At 43.0% G+C, this 20,046-nt stretch carries 15 protein-coding genes; 8 read left to right on the top strand and 7 right to left on the bottom strand.

The genetic code is table 11. The features are described 5' to 3' along the window. Positions 1 to 41 precede the first annotated feature (41 nt). The 5 genes from glnB to AC4IFO_RS04375 all read right to left on the bottom strand — a co-directional run bounded on the left by glnB (position 42) and on the right by AC4IFO_RS04375 (position 5,675). Positions 42 to 380, bottom strand: a complete 339-nt coding sequence (gene glnB, locus AC4IFO_RS04355) for a nitrogen regulatory protein P-II (RefSeq protein WP_004912721.1) — start codon at positions 378 to 380, stop codon at positions 42 to 44. A gap of 12 nt (positions 381 to 392) precedes the next feature. Further along, entirely contained in the window at positions 393 to 2,015 is a 1,623-nt protein-coding gene (locus AC4IFO_RS04360) for an NAD+ synthase (RefSeq protein WP_490732158.1), read from the bottom strand. Positions 2,016 to 2,089: 74 nt separating this feature from the next. Then, the gene (glrR, locus tag AC4IFO_RS04365) at positions 2,090 to 3,430 is read right to left on the bottom strand and encodes a two-component system response regulator GlrR (protein WP_490732160.1); all 1,341 of its coding nucleotides are present in this window, start codon (positions 3,428 to 3,430) and stop codon (positions 2,090 to 2,092) included. Next, entirely contained in the window at positions 3,427 to 4,236 is an 810-nt protein-coding gene (gene qseG, locus AC4IFO_RS04370) for a two-component system QseEF-associated lipoprotein QseG (protein ID WP_490732162.1), read from the bottom strand. Before qseG ends, glrR begins: the two co-directional genes overlap by 4 nt. Further along, positions 4,236 to 5,675, bottom strand: coding sequence for a sensor histidine kinase (locus tag AC4IFO_RS04375; RefSeq protein ID WP_490732164.1), 1,440 nt, complete (start codon positions 5,673 to 5,675; stop codon positions 4,236 to 4,238). The genes qseG and AC4IFO_RS04375 overlap by 1 nt, the downstream gene beginning before the upstream one ends. A gap of 981 nt (positions 5,676 to 6,656) precedes the next feature. Between AC4IFO_RS04375 and AC4IFO_RS04380 the strand changes: the two genes are divergently transcribed. From AC4IFO_RS04380 to fbpC, 7 genes are all read left to right on the top strand, one after another. Beyond that, positions 6,657 to 7,688 (top strand): methyltransferase, encoded by a 1,032-nt coding sequence (locus AC4IFO_RS04380; protein WP_490732166.1) that lies wholly within the window; start codon positions 6,657 to 6,659, stop codon positions 7,686 to 7,688. A gap of 154 nt (positions 7,689 to 7,842) precedes the next feature. Further along, positions 7,843 to 8,472: a response regulator gene (locus AC4IFO_RS04385; protein WP_490732169.1), complete on the top strand. Its 630-nt coding sequence runs from the start codon at positions 7,843 to 7,845 to the stop codon at positions 8,470 to 8,472. Positions 8,473 to 8,476: 4 nt separating this feature from the next. Further along, entirely contained in the window at positions 8,477 to 10,003 is a 1,527-nt protein-coding gene (locus AC4IFO_RS04390; RefSeq protein ID WP_353243404.1) for an MASE1 domain-containing sensor histidine kinase, read from the top strand. Between the two features lie 106 nt (positions 10,004 to 10,109). Then, the gene (uhpC, locus tag AC4IFO_RS04395; RefSeq protein WP_490732173.1) at positions 10,110 to 11,429 is read left to right on the top strand and encodes an MFS transporter family glucose-6-phosphate receptor UhpC; all 1,320 of its coding nucleotides are present in this window, start codon (positions 10,110 to 10,112) and stop codon (positions 11,427 to 11,429) included. A gap of 20 nt (positions 11,430 to 11,449) precedes the next feature. Next, the gene (locus tag AC4IFO_RS04400) at positions 11,450 to 12,481 is read left to right on the top strand and encodes an ABC transporter substrate-binding protein (RefSeq protein ID WP_206082490.1); all 1,032 of its coding nucleotides are present in this window, start codon (positions 11,450 to 11,452) and stop codon (positions 12,479 to 12,481) included. A gap of 203 nt (positions 12,482 to 12,684) precedes the next feature. Continuing rightward, on the top strand, positions 12,685 to 14,763 hold the full coding sequence (locus tag AC4IFO_RS04405) for an ABC transporter permease (RefSeq protein ID WP_353243406.1): 2,079 nt from the start codon (positions 12,685 to 12,687) through the stop codon (positions 14,761 to 14,763). A 16-nt stretch (positions 14,764 to 14,779) separates the two neighbouring features. Further along, the gene (fbpC, locus tag AC4IFO_RS04410) at positions 14,780 to 15,820 is read left to right on the top strand and encodes a ferric ABC transporter ATP-binding protein (RefSeq protein ID WP_490732175.1); all 1,041 of its coding nucleotides are present in this window, start codon (positions 14,780 to 14,782) and stop codon (positions 15,818 to 15,820) included. 113 nt (positions 15,821 to 15,933) lie between these two features. Here the strand turns inward: fbpC and ulaG are convergent, their stop codons facing one another. Beyond that, positions 15,934 to 17,001, bottom strand: a complete 1,068-nt coding sequence (gene ulaG, locus AC4IFO_RS04415) for an L-ascorbate 6-phosphate lactonase (RefSeq protein WP_273838170.1) — start codon at positions 16,999 to 17,001, stop codon at positions 15,934 to 15,936. A gap of 113 nt (positions 17,002 to 17,114) precedes the next feature. After that, the gene (gene ulaR / locus AC4IFO_RS04420; protein WP_490732178.1) at positions 17,115 to 17,870 is read right to left on the bottom strand and encodes an HTH-type transcriptional regulator UlaR; all 756 of its coding nucleotides are present in this window, start codon (positions 17,868 to 17,870) and stop codon (positions 17,115 to 17,117) included. Between the two features lie 402 nt (positions 17,871 to 18,272). Here ulaR and AC4IFO_RS04425 point away from each other — a divergent pair, with 402 nt between their 5' ends. Further along, complete coding sequence (locus tag AC4IFO_RS04425) at positions 18,273 to 20,024, top strand: PTS ascorbate-specific subunit IIBC (RefSeq protein ID WP_490732180.1); 1,752 nt, start codon at positions 18,273 to 18,275, stop codon at positions 20,022 to 20,024. Positions 20,025 to 20,046 lie beyond the last annotated feature (22 nt).

The raw sequence follows: 20,046 nt of genomic DNA on the forward strand, positions 1-20,046 counted from the left end.
TTCCTGTGTATTTTACCGTTACCGCCTTTTAATTCAACAGACTAAATCGCTTCTTCGTCCTGTTCTCCCGTACGGATACGGATCACGCGGGCTACATCGTAAACAAAGATTTTACCATCACCAATTTTGCCAGTTTGCGCTGTTTGCATGATAGTTTCAACGCAGTTTTCCACGATATCGTCAGGCACTACAATTTCAATTTTAACTTTCGGTAAAAAGTCCACCATATACTCTGCACCACGGTACAGTTCAGTGTGCCCTTTTTGACGGCCAAACCCTTTCACTTCTGTGACCGTCATACCGGTGATCCCGACTTCGGCCAGCGCTTCACGAACATCATCAAGTTTAAATGGCTTTATAATTGCATCAATTTTTTTCATAAATAGTTCCTGTTATGACCAGTTTTTACGGCCAAAACCTGAAGTGATCGGATAACGGCGGTCTTTACCAAAATTCCGCATGGTAATACGCGGTCCAACAGGTGCTTGTCGGCGTTTATATTCATTAAGATCGACCAAACGCACCACTTTACGGACAACCTCTTTATCAAAACCTAACTTGATAAGGTCATTAACGGATAAGTCTTTTTCAACATAACCTTCTAAGATAGCATCTAATATCTCATAAGGCGGTAAGCTATCTTGGTCTAACTGCCCCGGAGCCAATTCCGCTGACGGTGGCCTATCAATCACACGCTGTGGAATTGCTGGTGAAAGCGTATTGCGGTATTTAGCCAGTTCAAAAACCAGTGTTTTTGGCACATCTTTTAATACATCGAAGCCACCTGCCATATCACCATACAATGTTGAATAACCGACGGCAGATTCGCTCTTATTACTGGTTGTTAAGACTAAACGACGACGTTTATTGGACATCGCCATTAAGATAACAGCGCGGCAGCGTGCTTGTAAGTTTTCTTCAGTGGTATCAACCGCCGTACCCTCAAACATTGGGCTTAACTGCGCCATGAAGGAGTCAAACATCGGTTCGATAGAAACAATATCAAATTCCACGCCTAATAACTCAGCCTGTTCTTTGGCATCATGAATGCTCATTTCGGCAGTATAACGGAACGGCATCATCACCGCTTGTACTCGTTCTTTACCAATAGCGTCTACCGCGATAGCAACGGTTAAACCCGAATCTATCCCACCTGATAGTCCAAGGATTGCACCATTGAAGCCATTTTTATTGATATAATCACGAGTCGACATCACTAAGGCTTGGTATACCTGTGCGACAGGGTCATTTTCAATAAACACACTCCCTTCGCTCACCAATTCCAACTCATCAAATTGTACCGTGACAACTTGTTCTTTGAATTCAGGCAGCTTAAAGGTTTGTTTGCCTTTATTTGCAATGACTTTCGAACCACCATCAAATACTAATTCGTCTTGTCCACCCACTTGGTTAAGGTAAACGATAGGCATGTGGGTGCGTTGGCAATGGTCAATCAATAAGTCGCTACGGATATGTTCTTTGTGAATATCATAAGGCGATGCATTGATTGTTAATAATAACTCAGCGCCAGCGCCTTTAACTGCATCTACAGGCTCGTCATACCAAATGTCTTCACAAATCAATAAGCCTAATTGATAGCCTTTAAATTCCACTACGCAGGTTTTTTCAGCTGCACTGAAATAACGTGGTTCATCAAAAACGCCGTAGTTTGGGAGTTCTTGTTTAAAATAGCGAGCATGCAATTTTCCTTGGTAGAAGAAAGAGAGTGCATTGAAGATTTCATCCCCTTCATAACAAGGGTGACCAACAATAATCGCCGTTTCTGTACTCGCCTTTTGTAAACGTTCAAGCTGAGCTTCACATCTGTCTTCAAAATCTGCGCGGAAAATTAAATCCTCTGGCGGGTACCCCGTCAAAGACAGTTCTGAAAACATCACAATATCGGTTTGTGAGGCTTGTTCACTCACCACTTGCAACATACGATCGCAGTTACCTTCGATGTCACCGACTAACCAGTTAAGTTGTGCGAGTGAAATATTAAGCTTACGGCTCATAACGTGTTTCTTCTCCCGAAGCGTGAATACGGTTTACCTTGTCCACGTAGATTATGTAGACAAATAATAGTTAATTATTCTTTAAAATCATTAGCTTCTAAATCGTGGCGACCAAGCAATTTATAAAACTCGGTACGATTTCGCCCTGCCATGCGTGCAGCTTGTGTGACATTGCCTTTTGTCATCTGCAATAACTTGCGTAAATAATTCAATTCAAATTGATTACGTGCTTCGACAAAGGTTGGCAATGCGGTATTTTCACCTTGTAGCGCTTGGCTGACAAGGGCTTCACTAATAACAGGTGATGTCGTTAACGCCACACATTGTTCAATCACGTTAACCAATTGGCGTACATTACCCGGCCAAGTTGCTGTCATTAGGCATTTCATCGCATCACTTGAAAAACTGCGCACAAAAGGCTTATGCCGAGACGCAGATTCCCTCAATAAATGATTTGCTAACAATGGAATATCTTCTGCACGCTCATTTAGTGCAGGAATGCGTAAATTAACTACATTCAAGCGATAATAGAGATCTTCACGAAATTCATTTTTTTCCATCGCTTTCGGTAAATTACGGTGCGTTGCAGATAAAATACGTACATCGATATCTAAGTCGCGGTTACTCCCTAAAGGACGAACTTTGCGTTCTTGTAACACACGTAATAATTTTACCTGCAAAGGCATTGGCATATCGCCAATTTCGTCAAGAAACAGTGTCCCACCACTTGCGGCAAAAAATAGCCCTTCACGGTTACTCACTGCTCCCGTAAAAGCGCCTTTTGCATGGCCAAATAGCTCAGATTCTAAAAGTTGTTCTGGTAATGCGCCACAGTTGATAGCAATAAATGGTTTACGTGCTCGAGGGCTTGCTTTATGAATGGCTTGCGCTAACACTTCTTTACCCGTCCCACTCTGGCCGTTAATCAGTACGCTAACGTCTGATTGAGCCACCATATGTGCTTGCTCAAGAAGGCGGATCATTAAAGGGCTACGAGTGACTATCCCTGAGCTCCAGGCTTCATCGCTCATGGGTGATGAAGACAATGCTAACGCTTCATCGATTGCTTTATATAAAGCGTCTTTATCGACAGGTTTAGTTAAAAAGCTAAACACACCACGCTGTGTAGCCGCTACAGCATCAGGGATTGAACCATGTGCCGTTAATATAATAACGGGCATATTAGGATGGGCTTTTTGCACTTCATCAAACAGCGCCATGCCATCCATTTCATCCATGCGCAAGTCACTTATCACTAAATCTAACTTTTCTTTCTGTAAGATTTTGAGTGCTTCTGGGCCACTTTCCGCGGTGGTGACTTTAAATCCTTCGCTACTTAGTCGCATCCCTAGCAACTTAAGTAAGCTTGGGTCATCATCCACCAGCAGTAAATTTGCCGACTTACGGTTTGTCATTGTTGCACGTTCTCCGATGAAGGTTGTTCTGCGGGTTTTGGTGCTTCAGATGAGGTCTCTTTATCGCCTTCAACAACGCTTTCGACTTCTTTTTCCGTTTCATTAGTGCTTTTTTTCCGTGAGGAAAGTTGGCGCTCAATGTCTGTTAAATTTTCGAGCTTACGCGATGTCGTATTCAGCTCAAAAGCCAATTTGGCGTTGTCCTCTTTTAGACGATCAAGCTTAGTATCCATTTCTTGCTGTAAGCGTTTATAACGCACACCCGCATCAGAAAGGTTAATAATTTGCACTTGCTGCTCACGCCATAGCTGTAATAACGGGCGTACTGCCGTAGGAAAACTAAGGCTGTAGGAATTAATGCTATCAAGCATTTTACGCCGTTCGGCAATCGTTGGGTCTGCGGAGTTCAACAATATATTCTGTTGAAAGGCCTCTGACCAATTCGTAACATCTATTTTGCTCGCATTTTCACGCGCTTGCGAAGTCTCTGTGCGATCTGCACAGTCCATCATTCGCAACCAGAATAACGCATTTTCGCGAGCGGCTGGTTGCTCATTATCCCAAATCGTATCGCATGGTGCATAACGATAATCAGTGACTCTGACTTCAGGCACAACCACTTGTGCCAGCGTTTCCAGTGGTGATTGACCATTTTTTGCTACGCATCCACTTAGGATAAGGGTAAAAAATACCGCCCCAAAGCTAAACCCAGTTCGTCTCATCACAAACGGGTTTTTTTGATTAAGTTTATTTGGCAGTGCCTTACGATAGAGCACCGTCAAAAAATCTGTAGACCGATTGACCATTATTCATTCTCTGCTGTTAGAGGCAGCTCAATTCTAAAACAGACATCTGCTGATTTATATGGGACTAATGAGAGTTCTCCGCCCATTTGTTTTATACAGTCTTGTGCAATACTCAGCCCCAATCCACTCCCTTTTACCGCACCTTTTCTTTGTAAGGACCCTTGGTAAAAAGGCTCAAAGATCATGCTTTGCTCAGATTCGGGAATTGGCGTACCTGTATTCGCAACTTCAATCAGTAGTTTATTGCCTGTTTGACGACTCGTGATCCAAATATTACCTGATTCGCCGCCATAGTGCACCGCATTGGAGTAGATATTATCAATAACTCGCCCAAGTAAGGTCGGTTCCGCTAAACAGCTTTCGACTTTTAAACGGACTTCCGTTTTAATATTTTTTGCTCTAGCAGGCAAATTATGTGCATTAACAATATCTTCAATCAATTTTTGTAGGTCAACTAATTGTGCTTCTGGTGGGTCATCAACCAATTTACGATTATAATCGAGTAGTTGCTCAATAAGTTGCTGAAGATGCTTACTGCTGTGGTCGAGAATTTCAACGACTTCCCTTTGAGAGTCAGTTAATGGCCCTGCGACTTCATCTGCTAGGAGTTCCGTTCCTTCTCGCATACTGGCGAGCGGTGTTTTTAATTCATGGGAAATGTGGCGTAAAAACTCATGGCGCTGAGACTCAAGCCAAGCTAAGCGCTCACTTAACCAAATAATACGTTGAGCAATGGTTCGCAGTTCTCTTGGCCCTTTAAAGCGTTCAATATTGCTTGCAAGCGTTCGCCCAGTGCCAAGGCGGTTGATCATTCGCTCAATCACTTTGACGGGCCCGATAATCATTCGAGTAAATAGAGTTACAAGCAATGCGCTGAGTAGAAATAGAATCAAGCTTTGCCAACCAAATAATTGGCCTTTGTTTGCAATCGCTTTTTGCAGTTGTTCACCACGGCTAAAAATGACATCACGAGTTTCTTGTACGAGCGCCGTATTTTCTGCTGAGAACTGCTCTAAGGCTTGAGTAACTTTCGCGGTAGGCTCATTATTTTCGCACGTCACTGTTTTAAGCTGTGCCAATGTTGCGGTGAGCTTTGAGGTGTCAGACGTTTGAGGCAAAATGGTTTTTTGCCTTTCAAACATTTGTTCATAATCGACAAATTGTTTTTGATACTGAGTCTTCAACGTTGCGTCTTGCAATACGCAATATTGACGATAGCTTCGCTCCATTTCCAATGCGAGACTGCTCATTACCTCACTGCGCCTTGCATCCAGTAAGGTCGTTTTATTGATATTTGCGGCTTGGTTACTCAGTTGTTCTAAGCTTTGATACGCTTGATATGCCAAAACTAATAAAGGCAACAAGACGAGCCAAAATGCCATCACAACCAGTTGACGCAAGGAACGCGGGAAAAAACGCCATTTGCTCAATACATTCATCTCATACCTATTAAACGTATTTCAATGGTAGCAGAACTCACTCCCACGCGAAAAGATGAATTCGGGTTCTGAGTTCCATAGCATAAAAATCAGACTAACTATGACCGAATGACTGCAATCTACGTGCCAGTTTATTACATAAAAATGAGTATTTTCAGTGTGGTATATTCTACATTTGAATAGGTGAGTCGCTTGAGGTAACGACTATTCAATGATTAATTGTACGTACTTTGTGCAGATAGAGTGCTGAAGTTTGATGTATGGCAGATACAGGAAGGCGGAGATAAGGATCGACCTTAACTCCGCCAGCGATGATTTACTGCTTTTATAGGATTATGTCTTTACATTAAAGATAATCATATAGGTGGTGCCTCACTCCACGTGTCGCCCTGTGTTTGATAAGGCCCGAAGGCGAATATCTGTGCTGTTGGACGGTAGGCACCTTACTTTGGCGTCATTCTTGCTTTATGTGGTATGTACCCAACTATTTTTGGACCGACATAATAAATTGAATGAGCAACTGGGTATTATTATGCACAACCCATGCCAACTTTTCAATGTCATTTTTATCCTACTGAATAATATGAAAATTTAACTTTTCCTTTCTTTTGACTCTTTCTGAATACGCTGAAACGGTTTATCCAGCTCTTGGAATTGTCGCTAATTTAAGACACTCAAATACTCAATTGATAAATACCTTATATATCATACAGATAAATGTCTCCATTTGGAGACAGTGCATACCGGGGTTTGTCTCCTATTTTATACACTCTCGGTTTCATTACCCTCAGAATTATCACTCGCTGTTAAAATAAATCAATATAATTAATGTTTAATTTAAAACATCAAAAATATAAAATAATATTTATATCAACACATTAAATAAGAATAAATTCTATTTTCAAGCTATAAATATTATCAAACATAATTAATACTTAAATAATAATTATGTATTTACACTATTTTTATTAAGGCACTTCCATGAATACAAACTATCTCCCTGCATCTGATATTCATCAGCTTCAACCCGCAGTGCATGTTCTCGAACAATCGCTCGGTTATTTATACCAAGCCGCTTTGCGTGCTGCCGTCAAATTACAACTTGCGGAGCATTTACAATCAGGCCCTAAAACAGCAGAGCAACTTGCCCATGAAACAGGAGCAACACCAAGAGAACTCATTCGTATCGTCAGGCTCCTTGCAACCAAAAATATCTTTCAACTGTCCTCTGATAACCAACTCGCACTAACGCCTGCCGCACAATTCCTGTCTAAAGAACACAAGTACTCACTGCGACAAGCAGTTTTAACATTCACCGATCCTACTTTTTGGTTACCTGCTGGTGAATTACATCGCTTTGCATTAGAACCGCATTTATTCAACAACATTTTTGGAATGGGTTTTTATGAATATTGGGAGAAAAACATTGATGCCCCAGATAATTTTCATAAAGGTATGTCTTCCGTCAGTGCCTTAGAAAATATATTTGTTGTTAATAGCTACCCTTTTCCAAATGATGGCGTGATCGCGGATATCGGCGGAGGCTGGGGAGGACTTCTATTAGAGATCCTAAAAAATCATTCAACACTCAAAGGTATATTATTTGACAGAGAAACCGTTGTGGAAAATCACCTTCTTTATCAATTACAAGATGATTCTCGCTGGGAGGTTCAAACAGGCTCATTCTTAGAACGTTGCCCTGAAGCTGATATTTATTTACTTAAATATATTGTACACAACTGGTCAGACTCTGTTGCGGTTAAGATATTAAAATCTGTTAGAAAATCGATGAAGCCATCATCTAAGGTTTTGATTATAGAGAACATAATATCTAATGACCCCATCCCTCATTTCAGTAAAAATATGGATCTTGTTCAAATGGCATTACTCGAGGAAGGGCACGAACGTACTGAAGATGAATTCATACAACTACTTACAAGTGCAAATTTAAAACTCAATCGTGTCATAACGACACAATGCCATATTGGCATAATCGAAGCATTGCCAATATAACCTCACCCCCTGCTTAGTGGCTTCAGTGGCCACTATAGTAAAAAATATCTGACTTTCTGATGAATATCAGAATTCTAAATGATGTTAGTAGCTTATCCCTGCTCATCTTGATATAAGATTTATCAATACCCCTCTCATCACAGAATATAACAATATGATAAAAATCGCCTTAGTTGATGACCACATTGTTGTGCGCTCCGGTTTCGCACAATTACTGACGCTTGAACCCGATATTTCCGTTGTCGGGCAATATGCGAGCGCCCAAGAAGCATTGCTAAACCTCCTTAGTTTAGAGATTGATGTCGCCATTATGGACATTTCAATGCCAGATGAAAATGGCTTACAGCTGTTATCACGCCTTCGCCAAAAAAAGCCCGACTTTAGAACCATTATTCTTAGCATTTACGACACCCCCGCTTTTGTACAAAGTGCATTGGATGCCGGAGCAAGCGCTTATTTGACTAAACGTTGCGGGCCAGAAGAGTTAGTGCAAGCGGTACGTTCTGTTCACCAAGGAGGCTGCTATTTATGTGCGGACGCCATGCGAGCCCTGCGTCATTCACCGCAGCAGCACCAAGGCATACAAGAGTTAACGCCACGGGAGCGGGAAATCTTTGATTTATTGGTGGCGGGTCTCAGCGTAAAAGTCATCGCAGAGCAACTCGAGCTTAGCCATAAAACAGTGCATGTCCATCGCGCTAATGTGCTCGGTAAATTACAATGCGAAAACACCATCGACCTTGTGCACTACGCACTAGAACATAACCTTATTTCAAGATCTTAATGGTATGAGTAAAAGCCTGCGTTTGACATTACAATCCATTTTTTTGCTTTTTACCTACTCATTATTGTGGATTGGGCTGTGGATCATTGGCTTTTATTTAAGTGAAAATAGCTTTCAGGCAACCTTGTTTTTACCCCAAGGGCTTCGCCTTGCCTTGATGATAATCCTCTGGCGGCGCTATTGGCCTACTTTGCTACTCAGCGAAGGTATTTTGAATTTTTGGTTATCTGGGGAACAACTGCTCTTCCAGCCGATTTTGCTGCTCTCCCCACTGTTAAGCCTTGGTGTGGCTTTTGTTATTCAAGATATTTGGTGGCGCTATACCTTATATTGGCAGCGCTTATTGCTATTGCTGGCGGGTGTCGCTGCAAACAGTGTCCTACACGCATTACTGTTTGGCTGGCTATCGTCCTATTCCATTAGTCAGCTCTTTTTAACAACATTTACGGGTGGAATACTGCTCTCGCCATTTGTTTATCTTATTTATGAATATCTCCATGAGCAGCACTACCAGATGTTACTTGATTATGGAACGCCAGATAAGCAGTTACGCACCTCATTGATTGTTTGGTGCTTCTTATTTTGTGTTGTCGGTCTTAGCGCCCAAGTCTTTTTCGCCCCTGAAATCGAACGTTTGATTGTATTACTGGTTTTTATTCCGAATGTATTTATGGCTTACCGCTATGGTTGGCAAGGCGGTGTGCTTTCGGCATTATTAGGCAGTTTAATTATTACTTTTGCTCGGCAATTTCATGGCGCGTTTGCAGACTTAGAAGAACTGGAAATGTTCCTCAGTACTCAGGCTTTGATCGGTATTGGGTTAGGGATTGCTATTAGCCGCCAAAAACAGCTCGCGAGTAACCTGCAGCGTTATCGGCAACGCTTAGAGCAAGAGTTAAAAGCACGACGCGACCTAATGCGCCAGCTAGTTCATACTGAGGAAGATATCAAAAAAGCCATCGCTCGCGAATTACATGATGAAATTGGGCAGAATATTACCGCCATTCAAATTCAATCCATGCTAGTGAAAAAAACGGCACCAGATTCATTAAGCCACCAAGCGGCTAGCCAAATTAATGAGCTTGCTCAGCAAATTCACCAATCGACTCGTCAACTGTTACGACAATTACGTCCACCCGTTTTGGACGAAATGTCCCTTGAGGATGCGCTTACCCATCTCATTGCCGAATTTTCGTTTCCTGAAAATAATATTCAATGCCATTTTCGTTATGCCCTGCAAGAAACGCCAGTCAATGAAACCGTTCTGTTTACGTTATATCGCCTTGTTCAGGAATTGCTGAACAATATCAGTAAGCACGCGAAAGCCACACAAATCCACATCTCACTTGAGCAATTAGGTGACTCGATCCAGCTTATTGTTGATGACAATGGTGTGGGCATCCCTTTTAGCAAACGCACCAGTGGCTTCGGTTTACGCGGTATTGAAGAGCGCGTTAGAGCCCTCGGTGGGGATTGGACACTCACCACGCAAAACGGCACACAAATAATTGTTAACTTGCCCACATTTTGAGATAAAACATCGCAAAACTAGGAATTATTCCTAGTCCTCTAATACCTTCTCTCATCCCTTTTGTTAAAAACTTGATTACATTTTGCCAAACACGAGAAACACCATCATGACAGGTAAAAATACGTTGGATCTGGATAACACTTATCGTTTTTGGCGTCGCCGACTGATGTTATTCATGATTGTTGGCTATGCCACCTTTTATCTAACGCGAAAGAGCTTCAATTTCGTGATGCCTGTTATGCAAAGCGAATTGTTACTCGACAAAAGTGATATTGGTTGGATTGCTACCGCGTTTTACCTGACGTATGGCATTTCGAAGTTTTTGTCCGGTATTTTCCACGATATCACAGGCTACCGCTGGTTTATGGGGGCGGGCCTTGTGATGACGGGGATACTGAACATCATTTTTGCCTATTGTTTATCGTTCCCTGCTCTCTTGCTGGTTTGGACGTTAAACGGGTTTTTCCAAGGTTGGGGATGGCCACCTTGTGCACGAATTCTGACTCACTGGTATTCACGCAATGAACGTGGTTTCTGGTGGGGTTTATGGAATATCTCCATTAATCTCGGTGGCATGCTGCTGCCTTTGCTCACCGCGTTGTTAGCAACGCAATACAGTTGGCAAATGGCATTGATAGTGCCTGGTGTGATTGGTGTGGTCGTTGGGCTTTGGTTGTGCGGCCAGCTACGGGGCACGCCACAAGAAGAGCAACTCCCCAGTGTTGGGCAATGGCGTCAAGATGTACTGGAGCTGCGCCAAGAGCGTTTGTCTCCTCCCATGCCAATGTGGGTGATTTTAAAAGACGCGATTGTTTTCAACCGAATGATTTGGTTATTAGGTTTCTCTTATATTTTGGTTTATCTCATTCGTATGGCGATAAACGATTGGGGAAATCTCTGGTTAACAGAAACACATGGCACCAATTTACTCAGTGCCAACGCAACATTGTCGTTATTTGAATTAGGTGGGCTGCTTGGCGCACTGTGCTCAGGATGGGGCTCTGATATTTTGTTTCGCGGGCAGCGGGCGCCAATGATTTTGCTGTTTTCATTGGGGTTGTGTATCTCAGTCAGTGCCTTGTGGCTTACCCCTATTCATCATTACGCTTTATTAGCGGTGTGTTTTTTTGCTATTGGCTTTTTTGTTTTTGGACCACAAATGTTAATCGGTCTCGCTGCAACAGAATATTGTCATAAAAAAGCAGCGGGAGCGGTAACGGGTTACCTTGGGTTGTATGCCTATTTAGGGGCAGCAATTGCAGGGTGGCCGCTCTCTCAAGTCATCGCACATTACGGTTGGTCTGGGATGTTTACCTTACTCGCCAGTGCCGCTGCCTTGATGGGGCTACTGCTTATGCCGCTTTTGATTGCGAACGTCAGCAAACGAGAGCACATGGCAGGATCTGTTTCACCCTCTGATAATTAAAATCTGATAAAGGATTGAAAATGAAACTGAAAACTCTCTCTACTCTAATCGCAGCAGGCTTATCCCTCGCCGCAATTTCGACCACTGCAAGTGCGGCGGGTCGCCTTGTGGTTTACTGTAGCGCAACCAATGCAATGTGCGAAACAGAAACCCAAGCATTCGCTAAAAAATATGATGTGAAAACCACGTTTGTGCGTAACGGTTCGGGCAGTACTTTAGCTAAAATCGAAGCTGAAAAACGTAACCCACAAGCAGACGTGTGGTATGGCGGTACATTAGATCCGCATTCACAAGCGGGAGAAATGGATTTACTTGAACCATACAAATCACCAAAACTCGCTGAGATCATGCCACAATTCCAAGACCCAGCGAAACGTAAAGGTAACTACTCCTCAGCGGTTTACATCGGAATTTTAGGTTTTGGTGTGAATAAAGATCGCTTAAAAGAAAAAGGCTTACCTATTCCGACTTGCTGGAAAGATTTAACCAAACCTGAGTACAAAGGCGAAATTCAAATCGCTGACCCACAAAGTTCAGGAACTGCGTATACCGCATTGGCAACATTTGATCAGCTGTGGGGTAATGAGCAAGCCTTTGATTATTTGAAAAAATTAAACTCAAATATCTCTCAATATACCAAATCAGGTATTGCCCCAGCACGTAACGCCGCGCGTGGCGAGTCTGCCATTGGTATCGGCTTCTTACATGATTATTCATTAGAAGTGGAAAATGGCGCGCCATTAGAGTTAATCGCACCTTGTGAAGGTACAGGTTATGAAATCGGCGGGATCAGTATCCTGAAAAATGCCCGTAATATGGACAACGCTAAACTGTTCGTCGATTTCGTGTTGTCTAAAGAAGCCCAAGAGCTGAGCTGGAAAGAAGGTAAATCTTACCAAATCCTCACCAATACCACGGCAGAATCATCACCAATTTCGTTAAAACTGAATGACCTGAACCTGATTAATTACGATATGGATAAATATGGCGACGCCGATGTCCGTAAGAATTTAATCAACAAGTGGGTTACTGAAGTCAAAATGAGTAAATAACCACCCTGTGCGGCGTGAATGCGCCGCACTGAGCACTTACTTAACTAAAATAAAAATTAATTTAATTAAGCTCTAAATAGTTTGTGTTGTCACAAGGCGGCAAGTGGACGTTATTCCTAGGAACATACACAAGTATGTGACTAGGATAACAGATCGCAGCCAACACCGTGACAGCGCAAAATATGACGAGCTTAGGGGGATCTATGTCTCAAACCCTAGCTCTGACACCACCTAAAAAGCGAGATAGCACCTTTTTTTGGCTGCTATTAGCTTGGGTTGGTTTCGCCTTGTTACCGTCTTGGAGCCTGGATTATGGCTTACTTGACTCGACGCAAGATGAAATCCTCGCCGCTTATGGGTGGAGCAGCCTGAATATTAGCTGGCTTTGGTATCTCTTGCCATCTGTGCTGTTTATTCGCCCGTTAACACCAGCGGATCGTTACCATAAAACTCGCCATTATTTCGATATTGCCGTTGCGGCACTCACTGCCGTTGTGGTGATAATCACCGCTTACCTTGATGGTAAGGGGCTTGGTTATTCAGCCATTGTGCTGTTTATTGCCTTAGGTATGGTGATGACGCACGCGTTAACCCGCCTTGAATGGCTGGGTGGCGACCAATTTGTCATTGGCTCACTGATCACCGTAGTTGCACTGATCACACTGTTTATCGTCTTCCCAAGTGTAGCGATTTTTATCCCCATGTTTACCGATGGTAATGGGGATTTTGCGCCATTTGCCTTTGTGGCAATTTTAACGCAATCCCATATTGTTCAAGTTATTATTAACTCGGTCTTTCTCTCTTTAGCCGTAGGCGCAGGTTGTACCTTCTTTGGGTTAATTTTAGCTATCTACACCACACGTATTGCGAAACGCTCTGCCATTATTGGTCGCGTGTTTTCTATCTTACCAATTGTGACACCACCATTCGTTGTCGGCCTTGGTGTGACCTTGATGATGGGTCGCTCAGGCTATATTACTGAATTTCTCGCCACTTACATGGGGTTAGAAAATACCAACTGGTTGTATGGTTTTACGGGAATTTGGCTCGCACAGGTTCTGGCCTTTACACCCATGTCATTTATGATTTTGGATGGTGCGATTAAAACTATTCACCCATCTTTGGAAGAAGCCTCTTACACCCTGCGTGCTAACCGCTACCAAACCTTCTTTAATGTGTTTATGCCATTATTGAAGCCTGCGCTAGCTAACGCATTTTTAATCGTTATTGTTCAGTCTTTAGCGGACTTTAGTAACCCGTTAGTATTAGGCGGTAACTTTGACGTCTTAGCGACACAAATCTACTTCTACATCACAGGTTCACAGTTAGATTACCAAGCTGCCAGTACCTTGGGTGCATCACTGTTAGTATTCTCACTGCTGGTATTCTGCGTGCAGTATATGTGGATTGGTAAGCGTTCGTACGTCACGGTCTCTGGTAAATCTTACCGTGGTGATGTCCAGCCGCTGCCATCATCTTTAATTACCACGGTTACTCTCTTCTTAGCGATTTGGGTTGCCTTTAACGTGCTGTTATACGGTAGCATTTTCTACGGAAGCTTTACGGTGAACTGGGGTGTGGACTACACCTTAACTCTGGATAACTTTATTAAGTTATTCGGCCAAGGTATGAGTGACGGCGCATGGCCTTCATTGCTCGATACCCTTCTGTATGCGGGGATTGCGGCACCAATTACGGCTATTCTCGGCTTGTTAATTGCTTATATCGTGGTGCGCCAAGATTTCCGTGGCAAGAAAACCATCGAATTCACCACCATGTTATGTTTCGCCGTACCGGGTACCGTTGCTGGTGTGTCATACATCTTAGCCTTTAACGACACCCCGTTCTATTTAACGGGTACAGCCGCCATCGTGATTATTTCGATGACCATGCGTAACGTCCCTGTAGGGATCCGCGCAGGTATCGCAGGCTTGGGGCAAATTGATAAATCATTAGATGAAGCGTCATTAAGCCTGCGAGCAGGTTCCATGCGCACCATTTTCTTTATCTTACTGCCACTCTTACGCCCTGCCATTTTGTCCGCGCTGATTTACAGCTTTGTCCGTGCCATCACCACGGTCAGTGCGATTGTGTTCTTGGTTACCCCTGATACACGCGTTGCCACCGCTTACATTCTTAACCGTGTTGAGGATGGTGAGTATGGCGTTGCGATTGCTTATGGCTCCATTTTGATTGTGGTCATGCTCGCAATTATCTTCTTATTTGACTATTTGATTGGCGAAGCCCGTGTTTCACGTTCCAAAGCCAAAAATGCACAGTGATCAGGGAGTAACTGACATGACACAACATAATTTTGTTGAATTAAAAAATGTGACTAAACGCTTTGGCACCAACACGGTCATTGATGATTTAAGTCTTTCTATTCCTCAAGGTAGCATGGTGACCTTATTAGGCCCATCAGGTTGCGGGAAAACCACCGTTTTACGTTTAGTTGCAGGGCTCGAAAAGCCGACCGAAGGCCGCATGTTTATTGACGGTGAAGATGTAACCGACCGTTCAATACAACAACGCGATATTTGTATGGTATTCCAGTCCTATGCCTTGTTCCCACACATGTCTTTAGGGGATAACGTAGGTTACGGTTTGAAGATGTTAGGCTTACCGAAAGCTGAAATCAAAAAACGGGTCGATGAAGCCTTAGAGCTGGTGGATTTAGCCGGCTTTGCTGACCGTTTTGTTGACCAAATTTCTGGGGGGCAACAACAGCGTGTCGCCTTAGCCCGTGCCTTAATCCTCAAGCCAAAAGTGTTGTTATTTGATGAGCCGTTAAGTAACTTGGATGCCAACTTACGCCGCAGCATGCGTGAGAAAATTCGTGAACTACAACAACAATTTAACATCACCTCTTTGTACGTTACCCATGACCAAAGTGAAGCTTTCGCGGTATCTGACATGGTTCTGGTGATGAATAAAGGGAAAATCATGCAATTGGGTTCACCGCAGGAACTCTATCGCCAACCAGCATCGAAATTTATGGCCAGCTTTATGGGAGATGCCAACATTTTTCCTGCGACATTGACCACAGACTTTGTTGATATCTTTAATTATCGCTTGCCACGCCCTGCGCAAATTACCTCAGCGCAAACGCAGGTCACTGTGGGTGTTCGCCCTGAAGCCATTACCTTGAATACACAAGGTGATGATAGCCAACGCTGTACCATCACCTACGTTGCCTATATGGGGCCACAATATGAAGTAACAGTTGATTGGCATGGTCAATCTATGTTGCTGCAAATTAATGCTACCCAGTTACAACCAAGTGTAGGGGAAAATTTGTACCTGCAAATTCACCCTTACGGCATGTTTGTGCTTGAATAATCAGCCGTTACCTTAAACACCAAACCGCCACATCCTGTTGGCGGTTTTTTTATGCTTCAAAATAAAAAAAGCAGAAGCGTTTTCGCCTCTGCTATGAATGAATTTACCAATAACTATAAGAATGCTTTATATGGCAGCTCTGGCTCATTTTTAAAGATATCGTTAAAGCCACGGAAGTGCTGATAATGCATACGATCTTTATCGGTTGGGTAAGTATATTTGCCGCCCACTTGCCAGAAGAACGGGGCAAACGTGTATTGCAAACGCTCTTTTTTCATATTCCACAACACTTCAATTTCACGCGGGTCGTTTTGGAAGTTAGCCCAAATATCGTGGTGGAATGGAATAACGCGTTCGCAATTTAATGATTCTGCGGCACGCAAAATATCTGAAGAGGTCATTTTATCCGTCACACCACGAGGGTTTTCGCCGTAAGACAGTAATGCGACGTCGATATTGTAACGGTTACCGTGGGCCGCATAATAGTTTGAATAGTGGGAATCACCTGAGTGATAAACAGAACCGCCCGTGGTTTCAATTAAATAGTTCACTGCACGGGAGTCCATGCCATCTAAAATAGCTTTATCGTATGAAGACACCCCCTGCGGCAACGTCACTAACGCTGTGCGGTCGAAAGAGTCTAATACACGGATTTTCATGTCTCCGACTTCTAGCACATCGCCCACTTTTGCCACCACACAACGCTCAGCAGGTACGCCCCATTTTGTCCATAAATCCACACACGCTTGTGGGCCAATAAACTTAACGTGGTCGCCGCAGTTTTGTAGCACGGCTGCCGCTACGTTAACATCGATATGGTCAGCATGGTCGTGTGAGGCTAAAATCGCATCCACCTCTTTAATTGCGAATGGGTCAAGGGGAAAAATTGCTGTACGCAAGTTAGGTTGTAGCGCTTCGACTCCCCCCATACGCATCATTTGGTGTTGCTTGTTCATCAGTGGATTTTTTTGTGTTTTTTTCCCTGTGCCACACCAAAAATCGATAGAAATATTGGTATTACCCGCACTTTTCAACCAAATACCTGTGCAACCTAACCACCACATTGAAAATGTATTGGGCTCAACAACGGTTTTTTCAATTTCTTCATTTAGCCACGTCCCCCACTCAGGAAACGTACTTAAAATCCAAGATTCACGTGTAATTTCATTGACTTTGCTCATAGTGATAATACCTTTTCCAGAATTTTAGATGTCAGGAGCCCGATGCCTTAATGAAAGAATTAAGGCATGAAGGCAAATTTGTTTAAATTCAATAAATCAGGTAGTCGGCTAAACTAGACGAGGATCACGCGAGTCCCTTGCGCTTCAATCCCTTTAATCACCTCAGGGTTTGCATTTCTTCCCGTGATAAGTACATCAATCTTATTTGCTGGGCAAAATAACATCCCTGTTCGATGGCCTACCTTAGAACTGTCGACAACCACCACTAATTTATCGATTTGGTCTAGCATCTGCTGCTCAGCCACGGCGGTTAGCATATCGGCTTTATATAAACCGGCTTCCGTTAGCCCCTTCCCTGACGTGAACATCCAGTTACCTGCGTAGCCCATCAGTGTATTGAGGGCTGGATTTAAAAAGATGTTTTGTGCCTTGTTATACTGCCCACCAATTAAAATGACATCATCATGGTCTTCATCAATCAAATAACTGGCTAGCGGGAAGTAATTGGTCACAATCTGTACGTTTTTACCGCAAAGCTGCTGCCCTAACATAAAGGCCGTTGAACCACAGTTAATCACTGCGCTTTCTCCTGGGAGACAAAGCTCCGCAGCTTTGATAGCAATTTCTGATTTTTCTTCGTAGTGGTCAGTGCTATTAATATTGAGCGGTGTCCACTTACGCTTTTTCTTTTCAATTCGTTCTGCACCATTACGGACTTTCCGTAACTTACCTTGCTCATCAAGCTTTGAAATATCACGACGAGCGGTTGCAGGAGACACATTAAACTGTTCGGTAATATGAGAAACGCTAATCACCCGCTGCGTTTCTAATAACGACAAGATTTCATTGTGTCTTTGCACTTCATTCATAACTATCGCCTTATTAAGAAATAATCATATCAATGACAACTAATGATTGAAAATGATTATTGGTGATTAGTTTTGATTCTATTTATCTCACCTAATGTTGTCAACCTTTGCTAGTGCAAAAATTGAATATTTGACATAAATAAAATTACCATGTTGATTTTATTGAATATTTAAAATTTTACGTGATCAGGTCGCCATTTATTTATTTTTTTACTGGTAAAAAAACAGACAAATGCAAACAATCATAAAAGAGCAATTCGTGATTACATTTGATCATAATTGATTTTTGCGCGACCATTTATCTGTTTTAAATGATTATATCGCAATAACACCAGATACGATCAATATGATTAATCTCTGACCCATATAAATTACAAATACAATTTGATTAGAGGTAAAAATATGGATTTTTTATACGACGCTTTCTATATTTTTTACAGCCAAGTAATGACTAAAGCGCCTCTACTACTCGGCTTAGTCACATTTATTGGTTACTGGCTATTAAAGCGTGATGGTACGACAATCCTCAAGGGGACAATCAAAACAATTGTCGGCTTTATGTTAGTGGGTGTTGGAGCAAGCACCTTGGTGTCTAGCTTTAAACCTGTCATCGAAAAAATGTCTGAATACCACGGCCTTACCGGTTCAGTGATAGACCCATACACTTCAATGATGGCCACCATGGAAACCATGGGTGATAACTATTCGTGGGTCGGTTATACCGTGTTACTCGCCCTTGCGATTAACATACTATTAGTGCTATTTCGCCGTGTCACCGGTATTCGTACCATCATGTTGACAGGGCACATCATGTTCCAGCAAGCTGGCTTGATTGCTGTTTTCTACTTTGTGCTGGGTTCAAGCATGTGGGAAACCATTTTGTATTCCGCAGTCTTGATGGCGCTGTACTGGGGGATCTCCTCCAATATCATGTTTAAACCAACCCAAGAAGTGACTGGCGGAGCTGGTTTTTCTATCGGTCACCAACAGCAGTTCGCTTCATGGATAGCGACCAAAGTTGCCCCAAAACTGGGGGATAAAAAAGACAGTGTTGATAACTTAAAATTGCCAAAATGGCTGCATATTTTCCACGATAGCATCTCAGCGACAGCTATTGTAATGACACTCTTCTTTGGCGTTATTTTGATTTCTTTTGGTCTGACTAACCTGCAAACTATGGCAGGCACCACGCACTGGACTATCTACATTATTGAAACAGGCCTGAAATTTGCCGTTGCCATTCAAATCATCGTGACAGGTGTACGGATGTTCGTCGCAGAGCTTTCTGAGGCATTTAAAGGTATTTCTGAGCGCGTTATTCCTAATGCTGTGCTCGCTATCGACTGTGCGGCTATCTATGCTTTCTCTCCGAATGCGATGGTATTCGGCTTTATGTGGGGCGCAATCGGCCAGTTTGCTGCGGTATTGGGGATGTTAGCCTTCAATTCGCCGATTATGATCATCCCCGGTTTTATTCCGATGTTCTTCTCCAATGCCACCATCGGTATCTTTGCAAACCACTTTGGCGGTTGGAAAGCCGTGATGAAAGTGTGTTTCGTGATGGGAGTCATCGAAATTTTAGGTTCCGCATGGGCTATCGACTTAATCAACCGTCAAGGCACCGATTTTAGTGGCTGGATGGGAATGGCTGACTGGGCGCTTGCATTCCCAGTGATTATGCAAGGCCTGTCATTCTCAAAAATGTTCTTCTTTGTCATTGTCGCACTTTCCCTTGTCTACATGTACTTCGCCGCGAAAAAACTGCGTGCAGAAGAAGATGCTGAAGGCGCCCTTGAAGCGGAAATTGAAACAGTAGACGACGTTGAATCAGCCCCGATTGAGCACAGTGGTGCCAAACCGGTACGCATCTTAGCGGTATGTGGTAATGGTCAAGGTTCCTCCATGATGATGAAAATGAAAATTGGCCAGTACCTTGAGAAAAAAGGCATCCCACACATCATGGATTCCTGTGCGGTATCCGACTATAAATCGAAATTAACAGCAACAGACATTATTGTTTCGTCAAAGCACTTAAGTTCAGAAATGGACCCAGGTGAAGGAAAGTTCGTTCTTGGCGTACAAAATATGCTCAACCCAAATTCATTCGGTGATGAGTTGCTCAATATCATTCATACCAATTTTATTCGTCACTAATCATGTTGATACCTCGATAGAC

It is taken from the genome of Providencia sp. UF-224 (assembly GCF_058245955.1).